Annotated in this window: 29 protein-coding genes and 1 rRNA gene; 11 read left to right on the forward strand and 19 right to left on the reverse strand. The window is 37.0% G+C overall.

Annotated features, from left to right (window positions below):
* Nucleotides 1-101, reverse strand: a 16S ribosomal RNA gene (locus J4N46_RS11875); the annotation flags it as partial.
* A gap of 436 nt (nt 102-537) precedes the next feature.
* Between J4N46_RS11875 and J4N46_RS11880 the strand changes: the two genes are divergently transcribed.
* On the forward strand, nt 538-957 hold the full coding sequence (locus J4N46_RS11880; RefSeq protein WP_208059468.1) for a phosphohydrolase: 420 nt from the start codon (nt 538-540) through the stop codon (nt 955-957).
* Nucleotides 958-1112: 155 nt separating this feature from the next.
* On the opposite strand, the gene rpoB is transcribed toward J4N46_RS11880, so the two are convergent.
* The 16 genes from rpoB to J4N46_RS11960 form a co-directional block, all read right to left on the reverse strand.
* Complete coding sequence (gene rpoB / locus J4N46_RS11885; protein ID WP_009414787.1) at nt 1113-4922, reverse strand: DNA-directed RNA polymerase subunit beta; 3810 nt, start codon at nt 4920-4922, stop codon at nt 1113-1115.
* 65 nt (nt 4923-4987) lie between these two features.
* Nucleotides 4988-5482 (reverse strand): hypothetical protein, encoded by a 495-nt coding sequence (locus J4N46_RS11890; RefSeq protein ID WP_208059469.1) that lies wholly within the window; start codon nt 5480-5482, stop codon nt 4988-4990.
* A gap of 325 nt (nt 5483-5807) precedes the next feature.
* The gene (locus J4N46_RS11895) at nt 5808-6011 is read right to left on the reverse strand and encodes a hypothetical protein (protein WP_208059470.1); all 204 of its coding nucleotides are present in this window, start codon (nt 6009-6011) and stop codon (nt 5808-5810) included.
* A gap of 96 nt (nt 6012-6107) precedes the next feature.
* On the reverse strand, nt 6108-6488 hold the full coding sequence (gene rplL, locus J4N46_RS11900) for a 50S ribosomal protein L7/L12 (RefSeq protein WP_009414783.1): 381 nt from the start codon (nt 6486-6488) through the stop codon (nt 6108-6110).
* 49 nt (nt 6489-6537) lie between these two features.
* On the reverse strand, nt 6538-7056 hold the full coding sequence (rplJ, locus tag J4N46_RS11905) for a 50S ribosomal protein L10 (protein ID WP_208059471.1): 519 nt from the start codon (nt 7054-7056) through the stop codon (nt 6538-6540).
* Nucleotides 7057-7079: 23 nt separating this feature from the next.
* On the reverse strand, nt 7080-7769 hold the full coding sequence (gene rplA, locus J4N46_RS11910; protein ID WP_009414781.1) for a 50S ribosomal protein L1: 690 nt from the start codon (nt 7767-7769) through the stop codon (nt 7080-7082).
* 12 nt (nt 7770-7781) lie between these two features.
* Entirely contained in the window at nt 7782-8219 is a 438-nt protein-coding gene (gene rplK / locus J4N46_RS11915) for a 50S ribosomal protein L11 (protein ID WP_009414780.1), read from the reverse strand.
* Between the two features lie 48 nt (nt 8220-8267).
* Nucleotides 8268-8819 (reverse strand): transcription termination/antitermination protein NusG, encoded by a 552-nt coding sequence (gene nusG, locus J4N46_RS11920; RefSeq protein WP_208059472.1) that lies wholly within the window; start codon nt 8817-8819, stop codon nt 8268-8270.
* Between the two features lie 13 nt (nt 8820-8832).
* Complete coding sequence (secE, locus tag J4N46_RS11925; protein ID WP_009414778.1) at nt 8833-9018, reverse strand: preprotein translocase subunit SecE; 186 nt, start codon at nt 9016-9018, stop codon at nt 8833-8835.
* A gap of 125 nt (nt 9019-9143) precedes the next feature.
* Nucleotides 9144-9635 (reverse strand): metallophosphoesterase family protein, encoded by a 492-nt coding sequence (locus J4N46_RS11930; RefSeq protein WP_208059473.1) that lies wholly within the window; start codon nt 9633-9635, stop codon nt 9144-9146.
* Nucleotides 9632-10390: a ribonuclease III gene (gene rnc, locus J4N46_RS11935; protein WP_009414776.1), complete on the reverse strand. Its 759-nt coding sequence runs from the start codon at nt 10388-10390 to the stop codon at nt 9632-9634. Before rnc ends, J4N46_RS11930 begins: the two co-directional genes overlap by 4 nt.
* A 15-nt stretch (nt 10391-10405) precedes the next feature.
* Nucleotides 10406-11656, reverse strand: a complete 1251-nt coding sequence (gene fabF, locus J4N46_RS11940; RefSeq protein ID WP_208059474.1) for a beta-ketoacyl-ACP synthase II — start codon at nt 11654-11656, stop codon at nt 10406-10408.
* 97 nt (nt 11657-11753) lie between these two features.
* Nucleotides 11754-11990 carry an acyl carrier protein gene (locus J4N46_RS11945; RefSeq protein WP_009414774.1) on the reverse strand — a complete coding sequence of 79 codons (237 nt, stop codon included), beginning with the start codon at nt 11988-11990 and terminating at the stop codon, nt 11754-11756.
* Nucleotides 11991-12151: 161 nt separating this feature from the next.
* On the reverse strand, nt 12152-13600 hold the full coding sequence (gene miaB / locus J4N46_RS11950) for a tRNA (N6-isopentenyl adenosine(37)-C2)-methylthiotransferase MiaB (protein WP_208059475.1): 1449 nt from the start codon (nt 13598-13600) through the stop codon (nt 12152-12154).
* 84 nt (nt 13601-13684) lie between these two features.
* Complete coding sequence (locus J4N46_RS11955) at nt 13685-15067, reverse strand: leucine-rich repeat domain-containing protein (protein ID WP_208059476.1); 1383 nt, start codon at nt 15065-15067, stop codon at nt 13685-13687.
* A 133-nt stretch (nt 15068-15200) separates the two neighbouring features.
* A complete protein-coding gene (locus J4N46_RS11960) occupies nt 15201-15467 on the reverse strand; it encodes a helix-turn-helix domain-containing protein (RefSeq protein WP_208059477.1) in 267 nt (88 codons plus the stop codon).
* A gap of 132 nt (nt 15468-15599) precedes the next feature.
* On the opposite strand from J4N46_RS11960, the gene J4N46_RS11965 reads away from it, so the two are divergent.
* Nucleotides 15600-16118: a hypothetical protein gene (locus J4N46_RS11965; RefSeq protein WP_208059478.1), complete on the forward strand. Its 519-nt coding sequence runs from the start codon at nt 15600-15602 to the stop codon at nt 16116-16118.
* Nucleotides 16119-16206: 88 nt separating this feature from the next.
* Here J4N46_RS11965 and J4N46_RS11970 read toward each other — a convergent pair whose 3' ends face one another.
* Nucleotides 16207-17169: a glycosyltransferase family 2 protein gene (locus tag J4N46_RS11970; protein WP_208059479.1), complete on the reverse strand. Its 963-nt coding sequence runs from the start codon at nt 17167-17169 to the stop codon at nt 16207-16209.
* Between the two features lie 131 nt (nt 17170-17300).
* Nucleotides 17301-17780: a hypothetical protein gene (locus J4N46_RS12765; protein WP_236013974.1), complete on the reverse strand. Its 480-nt coding sequence runs from the start codon at nt 17778-17780 to the stop codon at nt 17301-17303.
* Nucleotides 17781-17891: 111 nt separating this feature from the next.
* On the opposite strand from J4N46_RS12765, the gene J4N46_RS11980 reads away from it, so the two are divergent.
* The 9 genes from J4N46_RS11980 to J4N46_RS12020 all read left to right on the forward strand — a co-directional run bounded on the left by J4N46_RS11980 (nt 17892) and on the right by J4N46_RS12020 (nt 23159).
* Nucleotides 17892-18401 (forward strand): DUF7738 domain-containing protein, encoded by a 510-nt coding sequence (locus J4N46_RS11980; protein WP_208059480.1) that lies wholly within the window; start codon nt 17892-17894, stop codon nt 18399-18401.
* Between the two features lie 203 nt (nt 18402-18604).
* Nucleotides 18605-19240, forward strand: coding sequence for an RHS repeat-associated core domain-containing protein (locus J4N46_RS12960; RefSeq protein ID WP_317194304.1), 636 nt, complete (start codon nt 18605-18607; stop codon nt 19238-19240).
* A 17-nt stretch (nt 19241-19257) separates the two neighbouring features.
* The gene (locus J4N46_RS11990; protein ID WP_208059481.1) at nt 19258-19929 is read left to right on the forward strand and encodes a hypothetical protein; all 672 of its coding nucleotides are present in this window, start codon (nt 19258-19260) and stop codon (nt 19927-19929) included.
* A 461-nt stretch (nt 19930-20390) separates the two neighbouring features.
* On the forward strand, nt 20391-20879 hold the full coding sequence (locus J4N46_RS11995) for a hypothetical protein (protein ID WP_208059482.1): 489 nt from the start codon (nt 20391-20393) through the stop codon (nt 20877-20879).
* Between the two features lie 298 nt (nt 20880-21177).
* A complete protein-coding gene (locus J4N46_RS12000) occupies nt 21178-21663 on the forward strand; it encodes a hypothetical protein (RefSeq protein ID WP_208059483.1) in 486 nt (161 codons plus the stop codon).
* Nucleotides 21664-21775: 112 nt separating this feature from the next.
* The gene (locus J4N46_RS12965) at nt 21776-22108 is read left to right on the forward strand and encodes an RHS repeat domain-containing protein (protein WP_317194302.1); all 333 of its coding nucleotides are present in this window, start codon (nt 21776-21778) and stop codon (nt 22106-22108) included.
* Between the two features lie 197 nt (nt 22109-22305).
* Nucleotides 22306-22539 carry a hypothetical protein gene (locus J4N46_RS12010; RefSeq protein WP_208059484.1) on the forward strand — a complete coding sequence of 78 codons (234 nt, stop codon included), beginning with the start codon at nt 22306-22308 and terminating at the stop codon, nt 22537-22539.
* A gap of 11 nt (nt 22540-22550) precedes the next feature.
* Nucleotides 22551-22901: a hypothetical protein gene (locus tag J4N46_RS12015; protein WP_009642387.1), complete on the forward strand. Its 351-nt coding sequence runs from the start codon at nt 22551-22553 to the stop codon at nt 22899-22901.
* Between the two features lie 96 nt (nt 22902-22997).
* On the forward strand, nt 22998-23159 hold the full coding sequence (locus J4N46_RS12020; RefSeq protein WP_208059485.1) for a hypothetical protein: 162 nt from the start codon (nt 22998-23000) through the stop codon (nt 23157-23159).
* The last annotated feature ends 355 nt before the right edge of the window (nt 23160-23514 follow it).

The raw sequence follows: 23514 nt of genomic DNA on the forward strand, positions 1-23514 counted from the left end.
CACCCGTACGCCGGTTTTAGCTCGAAAGCTTATCCCTCGACTTGCATGTGTTAGGCCTGCCGCTAGCGTTCATCCTGAGCCAGGATCAAACTCTTCATCGTTAAAATCTTTAATATCTTCTAACCGAATCTCTTAAGTTATTGACTTCAGGTTTCACTTAATTCTTTAAATCTTATTTTGTGCTGTACAACATTATGTCAATGTACGTGTTGTTTCTTCTTTCGCTCCTGAGCACCTATCGTCTCATTTGCGGGTGCAAAGGTACGGCGTTTTTTTAATTCTCCAAATTTTTTACCAAGTTTTTTTATAATTATTTTTTAAATCATTGATTTTCAGTACTAAAAAATTTGTATTTTTTTACCCCCAAGCGGTTATTTTTGCTATTTTGGTTTCATTCCCAAAGCATTTTTATCTATTTATGCGAATAAAAAGATGGAAAATAAGTTTATATTATCCCTGCAAAAGTAATAATTATTTTGAATTTCTCATTAGCATATTAGCTATTTTTTCTAATTTTGTAAGCAAAAAAAAGTTATTATGTTAGAGAAAGCAATATTGATAGCAACGATAGCTCATAAAGGGCAAATAGATAAAGGAGGAGCTCCTTATATTATGCACTTAATCAGAGTAATTAATGCAGGTAATACTGAAAATGAAAAAATATGTGGCATTTTGCACGATTTAATTGAGGATACAGAATGGACATTTGAAAAACTAAAAGAAGAAGGGTTTGATGATGAAATTATTGAAGCTTTGCGGTGCGTTACAAGGCTACCTAATGAAAATTATGAAGAGTTTATTGCACGCATTATTACCAATCCATTAGCTATAAAGATAAAACTTAATGACTTGAAAGATAATATGGATATCACCCGTCTAAGTTTTATTAGTGAAGAGGATTGTGAACGGCTCAATAAGTACTTAAAAGCATATCAGCTTCTTTTATCAAAAGCATAAAAAAGTAAGAAATCCAAATTATTGTTTTACACAACAATTTGGATTTCTTGTCTTATTACTTTATAGAACAAGGTTCTGTTCAGTTTCAAAATCACCAAAACTTCACACTCAAAAGATTTTAACAATCTTTCTCGTAAGCTCTTTAACGCATTGCTCTATTCTTCAAGCCTTATATCCAATCCAAGACCTTTCAATTCGTGCATCAATACGTTGAATGATTCAGGCAATCCTGGTTCAGGCATTGTCTCCCCTTTCACGATAGCCTCGTAAGTTTTAGCGCGTCCTACCACGTCATCAGATTTAACAGTTAAGATTTCGCGTAGGGTACTTGAAGCTCCATAGGCTTCTAATGCCCATACCTCCATCTCTCCAAAACGCTGACCTCCAAACTGCGCTTTACCTCCAAGAGGTTGTTGCGTGATAAGTGAATAAGGCCCTATAGAACGTGCGTGCATCTTATCATCAATCATATGTCCGAGCTTAATCATATAGATTACCCCTACAGTTGCCTTTTGGTCAAAACGCTCGCCTGTACCACCATCATATAAGTAAGTGTGTCCAAAACGAGGTACACCAGCTTCATCAGTAAGTGCATTAATTTGCTCAAGTGAAGCACCATCAAAGATAGGAGTAGCATACTTTTGTCCTAATTTTTGTCCAGCCCATCCAAGTACGGTTTCATAAATCTGACCAATGTTCATACGCGATGGCACCCCAAGAGGATTCAACACTATATCTACAGGGGTTCCGTCTTCAAGGAATGGCATATCTTCATCACGAACAATACGTGCTACGATACCTTTATTACCGTGGCGACCTGCCATCTTATCACCAACTTTTAGCTTACGTTTCTTAGCTATATATATTTTAGCCAATTTCAAAATACCCGAAGGCAACTCATCTCCTACCGATACTGTGAATTTATCACGGCGCAACAAACCTTGCAAGTCGTTTTCACGAATGCGATAGTTATGCAACAAGTCATCTATAAGTCCGTTGATGTGTGCATCGTCTGTCCAGCCCGATGAGGTAAGATGTGCATAATCCTCAATATTCTCAAGTGCTTTTTTAGTATACTTTTTGCCTTTAGGGATAATTTCTTCGCCCAAATCATTCGTTACACCTTGTGAGGTTTTATCAGATACCAACGAATAAAGTTTCTCTAAAAGTTTATTGCGTAAAGCTTCAAATTTAGCATTGTACGAAGCTTCCAAAGTTGCCAAATCCTCTTTGTCTTTATTGCGTTTGCGTTTATCTTTTACTGCACGAGAAAAGAGCTTTTTATCAATTACTACCCCGTAAAGTGATGGTGAAGCCTTAAGTGAAGCATCTTTCACATCTCCAGCTTTATCACCAAAGATAGCACGCAACAATTTTTCTTCAGGAGTAGGATCCGATTCACCTTTAGGAGTAATCTTTCCTATAAGTATATCACCTGGTCGAACTTCTGCCCCAATGCGTATCATACCATTTTCATCCAAATCTTTGGTAGCATCTTCCGATACGTTAGGAATATCACTAGTAAGCTCTTCAGGCCCCAATTTAGTATCACGTACCTCCAAAGCATACTCATCTATGTGAATAGAAGTAAAGATATCATCACGTACAGCACGCTCAGAAATTACGATAGCATCCTCAAAGTTATAACCTTTCCAAGGCATAAACGCCACTTTCATATTGCGCCCTAAAGCCAATTCCCCATTTTCAGTAGCATATCCTTCACAAAGCACTTGTCCTTTTTTCACCCTTTGCCCTTTATGAACTATAGGTTTAAGGTTGATACAAGTACCTTGGTTTGTTTTTTGGAATTTGATGAGTTTATAAACCGTTTCATCAGCATCAAAACTTACTAATTTTTCCTCATCAGTACGATCGTAAGTAATGATAATTTTTTCAGCATCCACATAATCCACTACCCCATCACGCTCAGCATTCATCAGTACGCGGGCATCTGAAGCAATACGGCGCTCTAAGCCAGTACCTACAATAGGTGCTTCAGGTTTCAACAATGGTACAGCTTGGCGCATCATATTCGAGCCCATCAACGCACGGTTCGCGTCATCGTGTTCCAAGAACGGAATCAAAGAAGCCGAAATAGAAGCTATCTGGTTAGGAGCAACGTCTATATATTCCACCTCATTAGGCTCAATAATAGGGAAGTCTCCATCCTCTTTTACAACCACACGCTCGTCAATGATTTTATCCTCACTATCCAAAGCTATGTTTGCCATACCAATCTTTAGTCCTTCTTCATCTTCTGCAGTAAGATAAGTCATATCTTTAAGGTCTACCTTTCCATTAGTCACCTTGTGGTAAGGCGTTTCAATAAAGCCCATACCATTTACTTTTGAAAAGACTGCCAATGAAGAGATAAGCCCGATGTTAGGTCCCTCAGGAGTTTCAATAGGACACAAACGACCATAGTGAGTGTAGTGTACGTCTCGCACCTCAAAACCAGCACGCTCACGCGACAAACCTCCAGGCCCCAAAGCCGACAAACGTCTCTTGTGAGTAATCTCTGCCAATGGGTTTGTCTGATCCATAAACTGTGAAAGCTGGTTTGTACCAAAGAAAGAGTTTATTACAGACGACAATGTCTTAGCATTAATCAAATCAATAGGCGTAAATACCTCGTTATCACGCACATTCATACGCTCACGAATAGTACGAGCCATACGTGAAAGTCCTACACCAAACTGCGCTGCCAACTGCTCACCCACTGTACGTACACGACGGTTAGAAAGGTGGTCGATATCATCTACTTCAGCCTTCGAGTTGATAAGCTCTATAAGGTATTTTACAATAGTGATAATATCCTCCTTGGTAAGCACCTGCTTTTCCATAGGCGTATCAAGTCCCAATTTTTTGTTGATACGATAACGCCCTACATCACCCAAATTATAACGCTGATCTGAGAAGAAAAGCTTATCAATAATACCACGAGCAGTCTCCTCATCAGGCGGTTCAGCATTACGCAACTGACGATAGATGTGCTCTACTGCCTCTTTTTCAGAGTTCGTAGGGTCTTTCTGTAAGGTATTGTGAATAATTGTATAGTCTGTCGTTTGGCTATCCTCCTTATGAAGAAGAATAGTTTTCACATCAGCCTCCAATATTTCTTGAATATTATCCTCATCAAGAACCGTATCACGGTCAAGGATAATTTCATTACGCTCAATAGAAACCACCTCACCAGTATCCTCATCTACGAAGTCCTCGTGCCAAGTATTTAGTACACGAGCCGCCAAACGCCTACCAATGTACTTTTTAAGCCCTGTTTTAGAAACTTTTATTTCCTCAGCAAGGTCAAATATTTCCAATATATCTTTATCTCGCTCAAAACCAATAGCCCTAAACAAAGTAGTTACAGGAAGTTTTTTCTTACGGTCTATGTAAGCATACATCACATTGTTGATGTCGGTAGCAAACTCAATCCACGAACCTTTAAAAGGAATAATACGAGCTGAATAAAGTTTTGTACCATTAGTATGAAACGACTGCCCGAAGAATACGCCCGGAGAACGGTGCAATTGTGATACCACCACACGTTCAGCACCATTGATAACGAATGTACCACTGGTAGTCATATAAGGTACAGTACCCAAATAGACATCTTGCACGATAGTTTCAAAATCTTCGTGCTCAGGGTCGGTGCAATAGAGCTTCAATCTCGCTTTCAATGGCACACTATATGTAAGACCACGCTCTATACACTCCTGAATAGTATAACGAGGCGGATCTACAAAATAATCAAGAAATTCAAGTACAAATTGGTTACGAGTATCAGTAATAGGAAAGTTCTCCTTAAATGTCTGATACAAGCCCTCGTGCACTCGGTCTTCCGATTTCGTTTCCATTTGAAAGAACTCTTGAAACGCTTTAATTTGAATATCCAAAAAATCAGGATACTCAGGAACGTGTTTCACGGAAGCAAAATTCACTCTTGCAGTTTGATTCGTAAGCATTTTCTTTACTTTAATATTATTATTTAATGCGTTAGTAGTAAGTTGTTGTCATTAGTTGTTAGTCGTTATCCTCCTGTATAAATGTAGGCTATAGCTGTATTATCTTTATTTCTTGTTATTTCTACACCTTCATAAAAGTTATCATCGCCTAAATCTTTATTCAATGTTTGAATATGTACTTTCATCAGAAATTCATATCCTGAAAAACACTGTCCATTATTCGGCTCAATAGTAGCAGTAATCTCAGCGTAATAACGCCCATCATACTCTTCTGATTCACGTTCAAAAATAGTTTCATTATCTTTAAGCGTACTAACTTCATTACTCGCTAAACGCTCATTTGATAATAAGTCATCAGGAAATACATATGCTGTATAAGTTACTTCAATTTTAGGTTCTTCAATAACCACATCATCTAATTGCCATTCTTTTTCATTCTGAAGCTCTTCATTCATTAAAATGACATCTTTCTTAAACTCTTCTACACTTGCATATTGATGTAAATCTCTTTCACGGAAGTCCCAAAAAACATTATTTAAACGTTCAAGGTGTTTGCTCATTTTGTTTTATGTTTATTTGGCAGAAGTATCTTTAATATTCTACCTAATATTGTTATTGTATTGTTTTCTAAAATAAAGGTTCTTGATAACAACTTCTAAAATCCCTTATTTCTATTACACCAAGTTCTTCATAAACCTTATAATATATTATAAATCTTTTATTTAGAAAATATTTTCTATATAAATCCATTTGCTCACTATATGTTGCCAAAAAATAGGGAGCTTCAACCAACTCATCTTCTAAGGTTTCAACAGCTTGTATTATCTTAAATGAATAGTCAAAAGAGCCATTATGTCTATCCCAATAATCAAGAAATATTTCTTTTTAGCCTCTATTACCCAATTTACTCGCATACTTTTCCCGTATTTCTCTACGCACCTCCTCACTACTTACTACCATTCCCAACCTCGATTGTTCTTCAGCTAATGCTAAACTCTTTAGTTCATCAGGTGTTAGTTGATAATAAAAATCCTCTTCTTCAAAGATTTTTTTACGGTCATCTATTCCTATATTTAATAGAGTTTCCATAGTTTCCTAACTTTACTTTTCATTTAAATTACAAAATGGTTTAGGTCTAATTCCTATTGAAAAAGACCTAAACCTTATAGGATTCTCTTAGTAAAATTATTTCAATTCTACTTCAGCACCAGCTTCTTCTAAAGATTTTTTAAGCCCTTCAGCTTCTTCTTTAGAAACACCTTCTTTTACTTTTGAAGGAGCACCGTCTACTACTTCTTTAGCCTCTTTTAGTCCAAGACCAGTAAGGTCTTTTACCAATTTCACTACAGCCAATTTGTTAGCACCTGCTGATTTCAATACTACGTCAAATTCAGTTTTTTCAGCTGCTGCTTCACCAGCACCACCTGCTGCAGGCCCTGCTGCTACTGCTACTGCAGCTGCTGCTGGCTCAATACCATATTCGTCTTTTAGGATTTGAGCAAGCTCGTTTACTTCTTTAACTGTCAAGTTTACTAATTGTTCTGCGAAATTTTTTAAATCTGCCATTTTTTCTATCGTTTTTTAATTGTTTATAAATAATTTTGTGCGTTTCTCACTATTCTTTTTCCGAAAGTGTCTTGATGATACCCGCAAGTTTACCACCGCTTGATTTAAGCGCAGAGATAACATTCTTGGCTGGTGATTGAAGCAAGCCAATGATATCGCCAATAACTTCGTTTTTAGATTTGATAGCTGCAAGTGCATCCAATTGGTTATCACCCACAAACACTGCCGAATCTATATAAGCCCCTTTCAATACAGGCTTGTCTGATTTTTTGCGAAACTCTTTGATAAGTTTAGCTGGTGCATTACCTACTTCAGCATACATCAAGGCACTATTTCCTTTTAGTATATGAGGTAATTCACCAAATTCCTTATCCGAACTTTCCATTGCTTTTGCAAGCAAAGTATTCTTTACAACTGCTAGCTTTATATCCGCTTTGAAGCACGCACGGCGCAATGCACTCGTTTGTTGAGCGTCCAAGCCAGTTAGGTCTGTTACATAAATAACGTTGTTTTCAGCTAACTGTGCAGTCAAATTGTCTATTACTAATGATTTTTCTTCTCTTGTCATAATTTCCGATTATTAACTACCAATTAAACTGTTTTTGTATCCACTGCTACACTTGGGCTCATTGTAGATGAAAGGTAGATAGATTTCATATACGTACCTTTTGCCGCTGTAGGTTTCATTTTTATCAACGTTTGGATAAGTTCGTTAGCATTATCTACCAATTTATCAGCAGAGAAAGAAACTTTACCTATCGATGCGTGTACAATACCTGTTTTATCCACACGGAAGTCTATTTTACCAGCTTTTACCTCTTGTACAGCTTTACCAATTTCCATAGTAACGGTACCTGTTTTAGGGTTAGGCATCAAGCCACGAGGGCCTAATACTCGTCCTAACGGACCTAATTTACCCATTACTGCAGGCATTGTTACGATTACATCTACATCAGTCCAACCATCTTTTATCTTTTGTAGATATTCATCAAGCCCTACATAGTCAGCACCAGCAGCTTTTGCTTCCGCTTCTTTATCAGGCGTTACCAAAGCCAATACGCGAACATCTTTACCTGTTCCGTGAGGTAGTGTAACCACACCACGCACCATTTGGTTCGCTTTACGTGGGTCTACACCCAAACGTACTGCAATATCCACTGAAGCATCAAACTTGGTATAAGTAATTTCTTTTAATAATGCAGAAGCATCTTTTAGCGAATAAAGTTTATTCCTATCCACTTTGGCAAGAGCTTCTTTGTGTTTCTTTGTTAATTTTGCCATAATGCTTTCCGATTAAAAAGGTTTTTCACCAGTTACTGTTATACCCATTGAGCGAGCTGTACCCGCAACCATACTCATTGCAGCTTCCAATGTAAATGCACTTAAATCAGGCATCTTATCTTCTGCAATTGCTTTTACTTGTTCCCAAGTAACACTACCTACTTTTTTACGGTTGGGCTCTCCTGATCCTCCTTTAACCTTTGCAATTTCCAATAGCTGAACGGCAGCAGGCGCTGTTTTTACTACAAAGTCAAACGACTTATCTTTGTATACTGTGATAACTACAGGAACCACTTTGCCTTGCTTGTCTTGCGTACGTGCATTGAACTGCTTGCAAAATTCCATAATGTTAACACCGGCAGCACCTAATGCGGGTCCTATTGGTGGCGAAGGATTCGCTTGACCTCCCCGAGCTTGTAGTTTAACTACTTTACTAATTTCTTTTGCCATTGTTTATTAATAATTATTTTTATGCCCCGCTTTTGGCAAGGCGTTCTTTTACAATTTCTCTACTTGCGTGTAGCTAAGCTCTATAGGCGTTTTGCGACCAAAAATCTTTACCATTATTTCAAGCTTGCGTTTTTCCTCATTTACACGCTCTATAGTACCATTAAATCCGTTGAAGGGACCATCTATCAGTTTTACTGTTTCGCCCACTTCAAAAGGTATTGGTAATGCTTCAACCGTTTCTGCCAATTCATCTACCTGTCCCAGCATTCGGCTCACATCACTCTTGCGCAAAGGAAGCGGGTTACCACCTTTGGTTTCGCTCAAGAAACCTACTACCCCAGGTATCGATTTGATGATATGCAATACCTCACCAGCCAAGTGTACTTTTACCATCACATAACCAGGCATATGCACACGGTCTTTTGTGATTTTCTTACCGTTGCGCACTTGTACCACCTTCTCGGTAGGTACCAAAACCTCCTCTACATAGTCAGCATAACCCAAGCGGTTCGTTTCTGTTTCTATGTGATTCTTTATTTTGTTTTCCTGCCCTGTAACAGTTTTTATTACATACCATTTTTTTTCTAACAATGCAGACATTCCTCGGTTGTTTTTATTTCATAAAATTAAAATACTCAGCTACTATCCACTCAAAGAAGGAATCCATACCCCATACTACTAATGAAAAAAGTACAGAAAACACCACTACCACTACCATTTCTTTTTGAGAGTCGGCTAATGTAGGCCACGTTACGTGGTTCTTAAGTTCTTCATAAGATTCTTTAATATACTGAACCATAATTAGTTATTTTATATTTATCTACAATAAGTACCTAAATAGGCACGCTTTTGGGCAGCAAAAGTACGGCAAATATTTTAATCTACAAAACTTTTTACTAAAAAAATATTTTTTTTTCCTCTACTCTATCTTTTTCCAAGCTCTATTACCTCTAAATTTTTAATCTCCTCCCCCTCTATTTCAAAGCGCAACATCGTACGCACTTTATGCCAACCATAGTTGCCAGCAGCCCCTGGGTTTAGGTGTAAGAGCTTGTATTTAGGGTCATATTGCACTTTTAATATATGTGAGTGTCCCGATATAAATAATTTAGGCTTATTTACCTGAATTTCTTGGGTAGCCAAAGCTGTATAATGAGCAGGATACCCCCCTATGTGTATCATCAGTACTTGCACTTGCTGGCAAGTAAAGCAATTCACTTCGGGGAAAAATTGTCGCACCTCTGTACCGTCAATATTGCCATATACACCGCGCAAAGGTTTTACTGCCTGTAGTGTTTCTATCACCTGTTTATTACCAAAATCACCACAGTGCCACACCTCATCGGCTTGGGCAGCATAGTGCAGTATGCGGTCGTCTATATACGAATGCGTATCGGAAAGCAGCAGTATTTTCATTTTACATCTAATTTCTGGTGTCGTTTACCCTGTATTTTATAACAAGCACGCTTGGCAGCCGTCTCTTCAGCCTTCTTTTTAGAAGTCGCACGAGCCCGTGTTACTGAATAGCCCTCTACGTGCACCTTTGCTATAAAGTATTTCGTCTCCGATTTATCTTCAATATCCTCTTCGGCTTCAAACAAAAAATCTAATTTGTGCTTTTGGCACCATTCTATTAGCAAACTTTTGTGACTAATTACCTTCTCTTCCAAATATTTAATATCAATATTAGGCAAAATAAGTTTGCGTTCTATAAAGCTAAAACAAGTTTTATAACCTTTGTCAAGATAAATAGCCCCAATAAGAGCCTCAAAAAGATTACCCGTAATATTATTGCCTAACTGCCGCGGAGTGAGCTTGGTACGCAAGAAACTGAGCAAGTCGAGTTCCTCACCCAATCGGTTCAAGTTGCGCCTTTCCACAATTTTAGAGCGCATTTTGGTAAGGTAACCCTCATTTTCTTCGGGTGCATTCGTAAAAATATAATCAGCGATTACCGCTCCCAAAATAGCATCGCCCAAGAATTCGAGCCGCTCATAACTTTTGCGAGTAGCCTTTTGGTACTGATAAGAAGGGTGAGTAAAAGCCTCACTATAAAGCGATAAGTTTTTGGGTGAAAAGCCCAAAAGCTCTTTCATTTTATTATAAAAAATCCCGTCTTTCTTCTTAGAAGTAAAACGGGAAAAATCTAATATTTTCTTTAAGCTAAACACTTAATTAAATACTTATTATGATAGTTTTTTAAACAATAAGCACGCATTATGCCCACCAAAGCCAAAAGTATTGCTCATCGCTACATTCACTTCACGAGCTTGTGCTTTGTTAAATGTAAAGTTCAAACGAGGGTCTATGCGTTCATCAGGGTGTTCAAAGTTGATAGTTGGAGGAACTATGCTATTCTTGATAGCCAAGATAGAAGCTACTGCCTCAATAGCACCCGCTGCTCCCAACAAGTGTCCCGTCATAGATTTTGTAGAGTTGATATTGATATTATAAGCGTGCTCTCCAAATACATCAAGTACAGCTTTAGATTCCGCTACATCTCCCAGCGGCGTAGAAGTACCGTGCATATTGATAGCATCTACCTCATTAGGAGTTACATTGGCATCTTTCAGGCAGTTATTCATTACCAATTTAGCTCCCAGCCCTTCGGGGTGAGGTGCCGTCATATGATAAGCATCGGCAGAAAGCCCGCCTCCTGCCAATTCGCAATAGATAGTAGCACCACGAGCCACAGCGTGATTGTATTCTTCCAATACGATAGCCCCCGCACCTTCGCCTAATACAAAACCATCGCGATTAGCGTCAAACGGGCGCGAAGCCTTTGAAGGATCTTCGTTGAAAGTAGATAGTGCGTGCAAAGCATTGAAACCTCCAATGCCCGCAATAGTAACTGCAGCTTCAGACCCTCCCGACACTATCACATCGGCATAGCCAAAGCGAATGTAGTTCAGCGCATCAATCATAGCATTGGCTGCTGATGCACAAGCCGAAACAGTAGTAAAATTAGGCCCTCTAAAACCGTATTTTATCGAAATCATACCTGAAGCAATATCAGCTATCATTTTAGGAATAAAGAAAGGGTTGAAGCGGGGTGTGCCATCTCCTTGTTGATAATTGATAACCTCATTTTGGAAAGTTTCGAGACCTCCAATTCCTGAGCCCCAAATTACCCCTACTCTATCTTTATCGGTTTTTTCTACGTCTAAATGAGCATCTTTTACTGCTTCATCGGCTACTACTAAAGCATATTGGGCAAATCTATCCAATTTTCGAGCTTCTTTTCGGTCGATAAAGTTTTCTACATTAAATCCTTTCAGTTCGCAAGCAAACTGAGTTTTAAACTTAGAAGCGTCAAAATAAGTAATGGGTGCAGCGCCACTTTTGCCCGCTACAAGCCCTTGCCAAAAGTCATTGGCAGTATTCCCTACAGGGGTGAGCGCACCAATACCGGTTACTACTACACGTCTTCTCTCCATATAGTTCCTTTTAATTTTTTAGCATTTAGGTTTTAAAATTAGATAAAGGCTATCAGCAATAATTTTTATTGCCAATAGCCGTCTATCTATCAGCTACTTACTGTTTATTGTCTTCAATGTATTTTATAGCCTGACCTACTGTTTGAATATTTTCAGCTTGGTCATCTGGAATTTGAATATCAAATTCTTTTTCAAATTCCATAATCAACTCAACAGTGTCTAATGAATCAGCTCCTAAATCATTAGTAAAGCTTGCTTCATTTGTTACTTCGTTTTCGTCTACGCCTAATTTATCTACGATAATGGCTTTAACTCTTGATGCAATGTCTGACATAATTTTCTTATTTTATGATATAATTACTGACGGCAAAGGTACGTATTTTTTTTGAATAACAATCTTTTTACTAACAAATATTGTTATTTTTTTGTACCCGACCTATTAAACATACTTATTATCAGCTTGTTAGCTTATAAGTAAAGAAAGCGTTACTCAGCTTAAAAATTCATTTCGCTATAGCCAATCGCTTTACCTATGAGGGTTGTAGAGGTACAATCGGTAACTTCTACCATTACAAAATCGCCTACTTTATAGTCTTCTTTAGGGAACACTACTACAGTGTTTTGGGTATTGCGCCCCATCCATTCTTTATCCGATTTTTTTGAGTTCCCCTCTATGAGTACTTCTACTGTGTTTCCTACCTGTGCTTGGGTGCGATAAAGGCTGTGCTTTTGCTGTAAATCTATAATTTCGGTAAGACGGCGTTTTTTTACCTCTTCGGGCACATCGTCTTCTATTTTACGCGCTGCAAGTGTACCAGGGCGTTCAGAATAAGCAAACATAAAGCCAAAATCATACTTTACGTATTCCATTAGCGAAAGCGTATCTTGGTGATCTTCTTCGGTTTCGGTAGGGAAACCTGTAATCATATCTTGTGAAATAGCACAATCGGGGATACGCTCGCGTATACTATCTATCAGGGTAAAGTATTCTTCACGGGTATGCAAGCGGTTCATTGCTTTCAAAATACGATTGCTACCACTCTGTACGGGCAAGTGAATATACTTGCAAATATTGTGGTGCTGCGCCATTGTGTCAATCACATCAAGGGTCATATCTTGCGGATTGGAGGTAGAGAAGCGAATGCGCATTTTGGGGTAAGCCGTAGCTACCATATCTAATAGCTTAGCAAAGTTGATAGCTGTAGCTTGTTGCATTTCGGTAGCTTTGCTAAAATCTTTTTTCAGACCGCCGCCATACCATAAGTAACTATCTACATTTTGCCCTAATAAAGTAACCTCCTTAAAACCACGCGCTTGCAAGTCGGCAATTTCATTGAGGATAGAATAAGGGTCTCGACTGCGCTCACGCCCGCGAGTGAAAGGTACTATGCAGAAGGTACACATATTGTCGCAACCGCGAGTGATTGAAACAAAAGCGGTAACGCCATTGCTGTTGAGGCGTATTGGGGCTATATCGGCATAGGTTTCATCTTTAGAGAGGATTACGTTTACTGCCTCGCGTCCTTCTTCAACGTCTTCTAAAAGGTTAGGCAGGTCTTTATAAGCATCGGGACCTACCACCATATCTACGATTTTTTCTTCTTCTAAAAAAGCGTGTTTTACGCGCTCTGCCATACAGCCTAATACGCCCACTTTCATCGCTGGCTTTTTGCGTTTATATACGTTGAACTGTTCTAAGCGTTTTCGTATGGTTTGTTCGGCTTTATCGCGTACTGAACAAGTGTTAATCAGCACCAAATCAGCCTCTTCTACGGTGTTGGTGGTATTATAGCCCACTTTGGCGAGGATAGAAGCTACAATTTCGCTATCAGAAAAATTCATTTGGCAGCCGTAGCTTTCTATGTATAGTTTTTTGGTATTGGCGGTATTGGATTGTAACATTAGGCTTTGCCCTTGTTTGCTTTCGTCTATTTCTTTTGCCATAAAGGTATAAGTTTCTATTTGAGGGTGCAAAGATAGGAATAATTTGGCAATTAGCTGTTAATCATCATAAATTTGAAGTAATCACTATTCTAAAGCACAATCTTGCCAGCCTGTAGTTTGTTTGTAGGTTTCGAGCGACCTGAAGGGGACTACTACTTTGCCTCTGTAGCCCATTCTGCCCGAAAGTGCAGGCGGATTGATAGCGCGGCAGTGTAGTTCTGTAAGTCCTGTATTTTCAAAAGCTCCTGCATCTATTTTTTCAATGGTAGCGGGGAGTCGTAGTTCTTTTAAATTTTTACAATTTAGGAATGCTTGTACGCCTATTGCGGTAGTAAAACGCGAGAGTTTTACTTCTTCCAGATTGTAGCAATCGGAAAAGGCGCGTATACCTATAACGGTAACAGCACGTGGTAGTTCTATGGTTTTTAGGCTTTCACAAAAAGCAAAAGCATAGCTTCCCACATAGGCTACGCCTTCGGGCAAGGTAACTTCTTGCAGACTTTTGCAACCGTAAAAAGCACCATAAAAAATATCGGTAAGTGCCAAAGGAAATTGTATTGCCTCTAAGGCAGTGCAGTTTCTAAAAGCTTGCATATTGATTTTTTCTACCGTATCGGGAATAATAATGGCTTTTAGCGAGGTGCAGTTTAAAAAAGTGTCATTCTGGAGGTGGCGCATTCCGTAGGGTAGTTTCACATCGGTGAGGGCAGTGCAGTTATGAAAAGCACTTGCGCCTACATATACTACAGTATCGGGAATATCTATTGCTTGTAATGTAGTGCAGTTTTCAAAACAATCATCGCCTATGCCTACTAAATTTTGGGGTAGGTCTATTTTATTAAGGCTACTGCAAGAGGCAAAAGCAGCACTTTTGATGCGCTGTAAAACAGGGGGGAGATTTACTTCTTTGAGCTGTTTGCAGCCGAAGAACAAGCGCGAAGGAATGGCTTCTAATTGTTTCATTGTAAAGCTGGCGCGCTTGAGCTGTGTACAATCTGAAAATACGCCTGTACCCAATGAAGTGAGGCTTTCTGGGAGGGTAATAGATTCTAAAGCTGTACAACCTCTAAAAGCCCAATCGCCTACTGAAGAGAGCGTATTGGGCAGATTGATAGTTTTAAGACTTTCGCAAAAAGCAAAAGCGTTGTTGCCGATATTGGTTAGCGAACCTGCGATGCTCACTTGCAATAGGGAAGTGCAGCTGACAAAAGCGCCATCGCCTATAGCGGTTACTGAAGCTGCGATGCTTACATAGCGCAGCCTATTACAATCTTTAAAAGCATCGGTAGCGATGGTTTTGACAGAGCGTGGCAGTTCTACCCGTCCGTCAGAAGGGATTTTATTGTTGTCGCATTTTAGCAGTACATCCTCTTTGATAAGGAGTGCCTCGCTACCCCTCTGGGCTAAAGCTATCTGCAACGATAGGAAGAAAATGATAAGACAATATTTATAAACTGTGGTAGTCATTAAAAAAATATTTGAGGTTGCAAAGGTAAAAATTTTTTTTTAATTTGCCATTATCCTTCGCTCAACCTTCGTCACATACTCCGCTGCGCCAGCTCGCGGACTTTCCTTCGCTTATCCTTCGCTCATCCTTCGCTCATCCTTCGGCGAGGGTATGAGAGATATTGGGCTCCTCCAGCAACGAATAAATTGTAGTACCCAATGCCTTTGCTATCGTAATAAGCGTTTCTACCCTCAAACGATGTTGCCCATTTTCTATCCTCCTATAGGTAGTGGTATCTACCCCCAGAATATCGCCCATTTGTTCACAACTCAACTGCTGGGCAAGCCGCAGCTTTCTTATCTTTGCCAAGACACTATCTACTTTTTCAGTAGCTTCTTCAAGGTCAGTATACTTCTTCATCGCTATTATTTTTAAGTTTGTGAGGCAAAAGTACTAAAAAAAAACGTATATTCCAAAAAAAAGCGTTTTTCGCACTATCATTTGTACAAAAAGCGCCTTACTTTTGTAGCAATAATTTAAAAAAAATTAGTTATGAAAGGAATTTACAAAAATTTGTTCTTTATGCTATGTATTAGCATTGTTTTGTGGTCGTGCAGTAAAGACCATAAAGAGCCTTTGCAAAATTTGAAAGATAAGCAAATGGCACAGCAAGATTTCTTTGGTACTGTTGCTGGTAAAGACATTATTAAAGAAGAGAATAAAGTGCTCTTTATCACTTATCAGTTCAACGCTCAAGATGAAACGATTACATTGCTATCTGCTACCGAAGCTCGCCCCAGTGGGGAGATTGCTTGGGATACTGTCTTTGGTTATGACAACAAGCCCAGCCAAAAGAGCGGCTATGTGGTACATTGTGATAAAGACGGTAAAGTTTGGGAAAAGAAGTGTGAGGGGCTTGACTGTGTAACTTTAGTAAAAAAATGTTTAGGTTCGGGGGGCTGTGCCCAAATATGTACTGCTAATATGGTATACGTTCCTCAAACAAAAGTGTTTTACCTATCGGACGACCTCAATAAGCTTATCGATACCAAAGGAGATATTTTTCGTTAGTCATTAGGTATTGTATTAGTTATTAGTCGTTAGTTTTTAGTCGTTAGTTTTTAGTCCTTAGATGATAATACTTGCTAAAAACTAACGACTAAATAAAAAAGAACTTTCGCTGGAAATAGTCTTTAAAAGTGATTGTTTTGGGGCGCTTTTGCTTAAAGGCAGCAAAGTGCTTGTAAAAAGCAAAATGTGCCCTTACAATTTCATAGGTGAGACGTGGTTTGCCTTGTAACAAAAAGCGTACTCCTGCAACTCCATCAAGCACTAAGCGCAAAAAGAGGGTTGTATACAAGCCTTTATTGGGTAAGTTTTTCAGGAGCATTAGCAGGCTATTGCGAAAGTTTAGGTAGGTTTTCTTCGGATTATTAGTTGCAAGGGTAGCTCCTCCTAAATGATAGACGACACTTTGGGTAACACAAGCTACTTTGAAGCCCTCGCGATGGGCGCGCCAACAAAGGTCTATTTCTTCTTGATGTGCAAAAAAAGCTTCTTCAAAACCTGATAACTGATGAAATACTTTCGCCCTGATAAAAAAACAGGCTCCTGAAGCCCAAAATACGGGGACTGGCTCAGGCGCATCGTATTGCCCTTTGTCTTCTTCGAGGGTATTAAACTGCCTGCCCCGACAATAAGGATAGCCGTATTTATCTATATACCCTCCTGCGGCTCCTGCATATTCAAACTTTTCGGGCTGCTTGAAATCTAATAGCTTTGGTTGTGCTATCGCTAATGTTTCATCATTGGCAAAAGCTTCTATAATAGGGCGCAACCAGCCTTCGGTAACCGCAACATCGGAATTCAGCAGGCAATATACATCTGCCTGAATATGCTGTAAGGCTGCGTTATAGCCTCCTGCATAGCCTAAATTTTCAGTATTCTGAACAATGCGAATGTCGGCAGGATAACGCTCTTGCACAAAAGCTACGGAATCATCGGTAGAAGCATTGTCTGCCAAATAGATAGTTGCCTGAGCTGAGTGCAATAGTACCGAAGGAAGAAACTGTTCTAACAAGGCACGACCATTCCAATTAAGAATTACAATAGCAATCGTCATCTGTGTGTAATATTTTTGAAAGAAAATAGAAACTACTTTATAATCTGTTTAAAATAAAGAAGATACAGGAATTACAAGAAGATAAGGTAATGATTTATTTCATTTGATTGTACCTATTTTCTGAGTAACTTCTAAATGCAAAGGTACAATATCTTGACAATATAACCAAAAAAAATTACCTTTGCAGCGGCAGAAAAGGGAATTTTGAATTTTGAATTTTGAATTTTGAATTGGGCACAAGCTGCAAGCTTGCGACAGAGGAGATTATTAACATCCCCCCTTAACACATACTCCGCTGCGCCAGCTCGCGGACTTCCTTCAAAAGGGGGGATATGGCGCAGTAGTGCAGTGTGGGGGATGGGAGAGAGAATTGTGAATTTTGAATTCTGAATTTTGAATTGTGGGACGGGTGGGACAAATGGGACAGGTAGGACGGGGAGAGAATTGTGAATTGTGAATTGGGCACAAGCTGCAAGCTTGCGCCAGCGGGGGGTTTTTAATCTCTTGAGAATCAATAAAAATATTGAAGCTAAATCAAAATTACTTTTAAATCCTCTTTTTCTTACACTTAAAAAGGAAATAATCCATTTATTTATTGTATCTTTGCCCAAAGTTCCTGAATTTTGGTGTTTTTTCTCAAACACAAAATTACTAATTCTTGGGAACTTTTACTTTTCTAAAAAAAGTTTAAACAGCTTCAGAAAAAGTAAACCATTAAGCATATGAAAATAAAATTAAAAATTATTCCTTTAATAGGAATTGAGATCAATGATTCAAAGATTACTTTTGGTAGTAACATTAATGAAATTATCAAAATACTTGGTGAGCCTGATTACAAGAATGAACGTCAACTTTATTATGATACTCTTGAATTTAGGATGGATTTTGATAATGACAAAAATTTAAAATTTGTAGAATTACAAGGTCCTGAAACAGAGAAAATTAATCCAGAAATATATGGAATAAATCCTTTTGAGATTGAAGCAAATGAATTGATAACAATCTTAGAAGAAAAGGATAGCGATATTGATGTTTCAGAGAAACCTTATTGTTATTGTTTTCGAGAAATATCTATAGGAGTTTGGAGGGATACCACACCAGAAAATATTTTAAAATCTATTCCCGAAAATGTCTCTAAAGAGGAAGAATGTATTTGGCAGGAGGAATTAAATAAAGCTAAACATTTTTGGACAATAGGTGCAGGAGTAAAGGGATATTACAAACTATCCTGAACTTTATTTAGAAGTAGAATAATCGCTTTAGTATTAGTAATTTTGATATTCCTTCAAAATATATGACACTTTTTATATGAGTTTTTATCCGATACTTTAGGGCGTAATTGGGAAGTACCCGTAACTGATAACCTTATCATTTGGGTGTTTGATGAGAACTCCTTTGTGCCTGCGGCTAAACTGTAGGGGATAAATCGTATTCTATCCTCACCGACCATTTAGGAACGCCGTATGAGGCGTATGATGAAGAGGGGGAGAAGGTATGGGCACGAGAATTAGACCTTTACGGGAATGCTATTACTGGGGACAGTTCGTTTATTCCTTTCTTATACCAAGGACAGTATTATGATGAGGAGATTGGGTTAGCTTATAACCGTTTCCGTTATTACTCACCTGAAAGCGGTACTTATATTAGCCAAGACCCGATAAGGTTGGCGGGTGGACTTGCGTTTTATGGGTATGTGATGGATTGTAATGGGTGGGTAGATGTTTGGGGATTGGATATCCATCATATAATTCCTAATGAAATTTATAAAGAGTTTCGTTCTGATTTTAAAAAAATTAGAAAAGATGGGTATATACAAAACAGATCTACAAAAGCAAAAGATAAAACAAACTTAAGAGATTTAGACAGACCTTTTCATGGAAATCATCCGCAATATAATGATTATGTAAGAGAACGTTTAGAGGAACTAAAGAAGAATAGAAATTTTAATATTACAGAAATCAAAAAATTACAAGATGAATTAAGAAAGCATATAGATAATGCCCTAAATTCAGATATGAATTTAAATGATTATTTTAAAGAAGGGAAACATAAGAAAAAGAATAAACATTAATAGTAAAAGTATACATTATGAAGTTTTATAATATAAAGTTTGACTTCGAACCTAAAATAACAGGAAGAAGAAATGGGAGTTTTGCAGTTGAAATAAGGAAAAACTCATTTGAAAAAGATGAACATAAAGAATATTTCAATAGCTTTTTTGACAGCAACAGTAACGATATAAAAAGGGTTCGTATAGAAACATTTCAGCAGTTTGATCTAAAAAAATGTCCAAATGTCATCTATTTCCCTATGACTAAAAGTATTAAGAAATTAGATTTTATGTATTACGCTCCTTATGAATTAGGAATTGACTTCTTAATAAGCGAAAAGGTTGTAGATATTATATCTGCATATAAATTACCTATTCACAATAAAATTCCTGTAAAGATTGATACTTTTGATGGTAACTATTTCCTAATAGGTTTCCCTGTATGGAGTTCCAAAGTTCTTGATTTTCAAAAAAGTACTTTCTATCATCGGGATAGAGATGTATTCTCTTTTTCAAATTATGAAGATTATGAGAATTTTGACTCTGAATATGGAGATACAACAAAAATAGATTTGTATCTAAGGAACAAAATAGAATATGATATAATTTCTATAGATGAAGCTATTTTTTTTAGTGAAAAGATTGTTGAAGAATTAAAAGAGAATAATGCAACTGGGTATAGAATCGTTGATGGAATTTTAAATATATGATACTTACCTAACATAGAATTAGCGAATGATTTTCATCCGATACTTTAGGGCGGGATTGGGAAGCGGTTATCAGCAGTGGGGAGAACCTGTATCGCCACTATGCACCACTTCCTGATGAGGAAGAACTCACTGATATTCCTTTGGAAAGCACAGAAGGTTAGTGATTTTTGGAAAAAAAGGAAGTAGTTCATCATATCCTGCTGGTCCCCTTCCTCCTTGTTCGCAATGTGATGCATTACTCTATAATCATTCAAAAGAAAATGACATATTAATTACATATCATTGGAAAGATAAATTAGGAAATGAACATATCAGAGTTTATCATCCTGATGGGAGTGTATTTGAGAACGGTATAGATATATCATCAAAATATCATTAAGATGCAAAATTTATTTAATTTTTTTAGTCATAGAAGTTAGTTAATAATACCAAAAAACTTATTTATCTCTTTTTCTAATGATTTGAATTTAGATTTGATAAGAGAAAATATCACATGGAAGACTATTGATGAGATAAATATATCAAATAGTTTATCAAAACTTTCAACAATAGATTTATCGGATATGTATATAGTAGAAGGTGAATGTATTAATTTTATTGATAAAGAAAAATTACTTTTTTTATCTAATAATTCATATATATATAAATTTAATATAGATATATGGATACCTACAATGTTATTTGAACATTTTAAAAACAATCAATTACTGAGAAGATATGAATTAGACATTCAAAACAAATACATAGTTTCTACAGATGAAATTGGAGTTAAAACTGATATAGAAAATTATGATGAGACTTTCATACAAGCTGATAATGGTTATGATATTTTTTATTATCCTTTAGGGGTGGTAAGCAATTTATTACAATGTAAGATTATAGAACTAAAAAAATACTTTCATTTCCTTGCTCTTTATATAAAATTCCTTTTGAAAAAGTATCAGAACTAAAGGATAAATATTTAATGAATTTAAAAAAATATCCTTTAAGTGCAAAAGATTAGTGGGAAATCTTGCCTCTGCCACCTATAACCAAACAGAGACGATTTATAAAGTTCCTGATGCCGTCGGGAACTTATACTGAGGGACCATATTATAAAATATCAACTAGTTCAAAAGGAACAATAAAAGTTATAGATCCAACAGATTATAAATATCAAGGAGACAATTGTCTTTTTTATGATTATAATGGTAATAGAGGACATTTTATAGAAAATGGAATAGATGAAAAAGGTAAAACTACATATATTTGGCAGGAGTTAGAACACAATCATTAAGAGTTATGTCAAGAGATTTTTTTTGTCAAGAAATAAATCCAAATTATATAGGAAATATATGTTTGGAACAGCCATTAGAAAGTCTTCAAGATGTATGGAAATATGGCTATAAGAATGGTATTTTAGATATAGAGTTATCTAATAATTTTTTCTTAAGACTTTCATTTGATGAAAGTCTTATTGTAAATATCAATTTATTTAAAAATAAAATTGCACAAATATCTGTTTTAAATAATTATTTAGGTAAATTTAAAGGTATAGGAATAGGAAGTACACTTGGAGAATTATTGAAAAAATACCCCAATATTATATATGATAATGATGAAAATTTTTTTATTATTCCTGAATATAAAAGTGTCTGTTTTTTCTTTGAAAATCCATATGAAAAGGAACAATTAGATAATAAAGTAGAGGAAATAACTTTGAACTCTTACGAACTTATAAAATATCCTTTTTAAATTTTATTAAAAACGTCCTATTTTATATGAATTTTTATCAGATACTTTAGGGTGGATTGGGAAAAATTATTGGTAGTAGGATGAGCCTATAACAGAAAATCTTATCACTTGGGTGTTTGATGAGAACTCTTTTGTGCCTGTGGCTAAACTTGTAGGGGATAAATCGTATAGCATCCTCACCGACCACTTAGGAACACCTTATGAGGCGTATGATGAAGAGGGGAAAAAGGTGTCGGCACGAGAATTAGACCTTTATGGGAATACTATTGCTGGTGATAGCTCGTTTATTCCTTTCTTATACCAAGGACAGTATTATGATGAGGAAATAGGGTTAGTTTATAACCGTTTCCGTTATTACTCACCTGAAAGCGGTACTTATATTAGCCAAGACCCGATAAGGTTGGCAGGGGGGACTGGCGTTTTATGGGTATGTGATGGATTGTAATGGGTGGATTGACCCGTGGGGGTTAAGTTCTGCAGCACTACGGAGAAACTTAGAGGCATCCTATGGAGATAACAAACAAGCTCAACATTTAATTCCAGAAGAGGTTTGGAATGATACTGATAATACTAAATTTTTTAATGACATAGGATTAGGAGATGGTAGAGATAAAAAAGAGAATGGATTAATGATATGGGATAATGAGAAAATGGCAACAGCCAACAGCCAACAATAAAAAATATTATCATGGAGGTTCTCATGCTGATTATAGTCTTCAAGTCGGATTTGAGGTTAGAGATATTAAGTTAAGATATAACATTTATGGAGATAAGGATTTAGCAAGAAAAGAGATATCTGAACTTCAAAATCGTTTAAGGACTGAATTAGACGCTGATTTGGATGATATTAATACAAAGGCAAAAAGATTACATTAATTTTTAATTTTATGGATAGTAATATTTTAAAAAAACTGAAGGAACTGGGGAAAATGCCTAATGAAGATTTATATAATGATACACAAGAGATCATTAATTTAGCGCGTAAATATGAGGAACTATTAGAATCTATTGAACGACCTATATCATTAGAGGATGGATACTTTTTATTGTCAATTCTACCTACAGAAAAGTTTTATGGGAATGAGGAAGTAATATCAAGTCTTATAGAATCTATTGAGGTACGTGAAAAAAAGGTTTCTATTGAGGAGTATAAATCTTTAGTAAATTCTTGTACTAATCCGTATGTTAAGGATTTCTTAGATTATGGTGTTGAATGGTTAGAGGAACATATATCTTAGTTTTTATAGGGTAAATTAAGTTCTCTATTAAAGCAGCTAAAGATAATAATAACCCAAGCTGAAAACCCTACCAGTCAGACCCTTTGGGAATACGATGTGCTGGGGCGTATTGTAGCAGAAACTCAAAATGGGCATCGCATCACCCATCAGTACAATGCTTATGGCAATCGCACAGCGATGGAAAGTAGTTTGGGTGCAAAGCTGCAACACACCTACAATGAGAGGGGAGAGTGGGTAATGTTCCAGATGTGTTGTTAAAATTCCAATAACCTACTAATCAACACAATACAAAAGAACTGACCTACTATTTTTCTTTACTTATCATAGAGATAAGCATTTTTTAAGCCTATAGAGTGCTTTAAATAGTGCGAGGGGAATTATGAATTGTGAATTATGAATTGTGAATTTTGAATTGGGCACGAGCTGCAAGCTTGCACCAGCGGGGGTATTACTATTGAGTTTGAATATGCTAATGGAGGGACACGTCCAACAAAAGTAACCTATACTGCTACAGCACCTAATGGAGAAAAACTATCGAAAGAATTTGAAAATTCACACTAAAATATATTAAAGATGAATGATTTAGAAATTGCAAAAAATGTAGTCGTAGATT

Origin of the sequence: Capnocytophaga bilenii, assembly GCF_017565765.1 — a bacterium.
In the GTDB taxonomy this organism is placed as follows: Bacteria; Bacteroidota; Bacteroidia; order Flavobacteriales; family Flavobacteriaceae; genus Capnocytophaga; species Capnocytophaga bilenii.

Bases quoted from the DNA above. Each gene is read 5' to 3' on its own strand.
- J4N46_RS11880 (WP_208059468.1), top strand. From the start codon at position 538: ATGTTAGAGAAAGCAATATTGATAGCAACGATAGCTCATAAAGGGCAA.
- rpoB (WP_009414787.1), bottom strand. From the start codon at position 4,922: ATGCTTACGAATCAAACTGCAAGAGTGAATTTTGCTTCCGTGAAACAC.
- J4N46_RS11890 (WP_208059469.1), bottom strand. From the start codon at position 5,482: ATGAGCAAACACCTTGAACGTTTAAATAATGTTTTTTGGGACTTCCGT.
- J4N46_RS11895 (WP_208059470.1), bottom strand. From the start codon at position 6,011: ATGGAAACTCTATTAAATATAGGAATAGATGACCGTAAAAAAATCTTT.
- rplL (WP_009414783.1), bottom strand. From the start codon at position 6,488: ATGGCAGATTTAAAAAATTTCGCAGAACAATTAGTAAACTTGACAGTT.
- rplJ (WP_208059471.1), bottom strand. From the start codon at position 7,056: ATGACAAGAGAAGAAAAATCATTAGTAATAGACAATTTGACTGCACAG.
- rplA (WP_009414781.1), bottom strand. From the start codon at position 7,769: ATGGCAAAATTAACAAAGAAACACAAAGAAGCTCTTGCCAAAGTGGAT.
- rplK (WP_009414780.1), bottom strand. From the start codon at position 8,219: ATGGCAAAAGAAATTAGTAAAGTAGTTAAACTACAAGCTCGGGGAGGT.
- nusG (WP_208059472.1), bottom strand. From the start codon at position 8,819: ATGTCTGCATTGTTAGAAAAAAAATGGTATGTAATAAAAACTGTTACA.
- secE (WP_009414778.1), bottom strand. From the start codon at position 9,018: ATGGTTCAGTATATTAAAGAATCTTATGAAGAACTTAAGAACCACGTA.
- J4N46_RS11930 (WP_208059473.1), bottom strand. From the start codon at position 9,635: ATGAAAATACTGCTGCTTTCCGATACGCATTCGTATATAGACGACCGC.
- fabF (WP_208059474.1), bottom strand. From the start codon at position 11,656: ATGGAGAGAAGACGTGTAGTAGTAACCGGTATTGGTGCGCTCACCCCT.
- J4N46_RS11945 (WP_009414774.1), bottom strand. From the start codon at position 11,990: ATGTCAGACATTGCATCAAGAGTTAAAGCCATTATCGTAGATAAATTA.
- miaB (WP_208059475.1), bottom strand. From the start codon at position 13,600: ATGGCAAAAGAAATAGACGAAAGCAAACAAGGGCAAAGCCTAATGTTA.
- J4N46_RS11955 (WP_208059476.1), bottom strand. From the start codon at position 15,067: ATGACTACCACAGTTTATAAATATTGTCTTATCATTTTCTTCCTATCG.
- J4N46_RS11960 (WP_208059477.1), bottom strand. From the start codon at position 15,467: ATGAAGAAGTATACTGACCTTGAAGAAGCTACTGAAAAAGTAGATAGT.
- J4N46_RS11965 (WP_208059478.1), top strand. From the start codon at position 15,600: ATGAAAGGAATTTACAAAAATTTGTTCTTTATGCTATGTATTAGCATT.
- J4N46_RS11970 (WP_208059479.1), bottom strand. From the start codon at position 17,169: ATGACGATTGCTATTGTAATTCTTAATTGGAATGGTCGTGCCTTGTTA.
- J4N46_RS11980 (WP_208059480.1), top strand. From the start codon at position 17,892: ATGAAAATAAAATTAAAAATTATTCCTTTAATAGGAATTGAGATCAAT.
- J4N46_RS11990 (WP_208059481.1), top strand. From the start codon at position 19,258: ATGAAGTTTTATAATATAAAGTTTGACTTCGAACCTAAAATAACAGGA.
- J4N46_RS12010 (WP_208059484.1), top strand. From the start codon at position 22,306: ATGAGAAAATGGCAACAGCCAACAGCCAACAATAAAAAATATTATCAT.
- J4N46_RS12015 (WP_009642387.1), top strand. From the start codon at position 22,551: ATGGATAGTAATATTTTAAAAAAACTGAAGGAACTGGGGAAAATGCCT.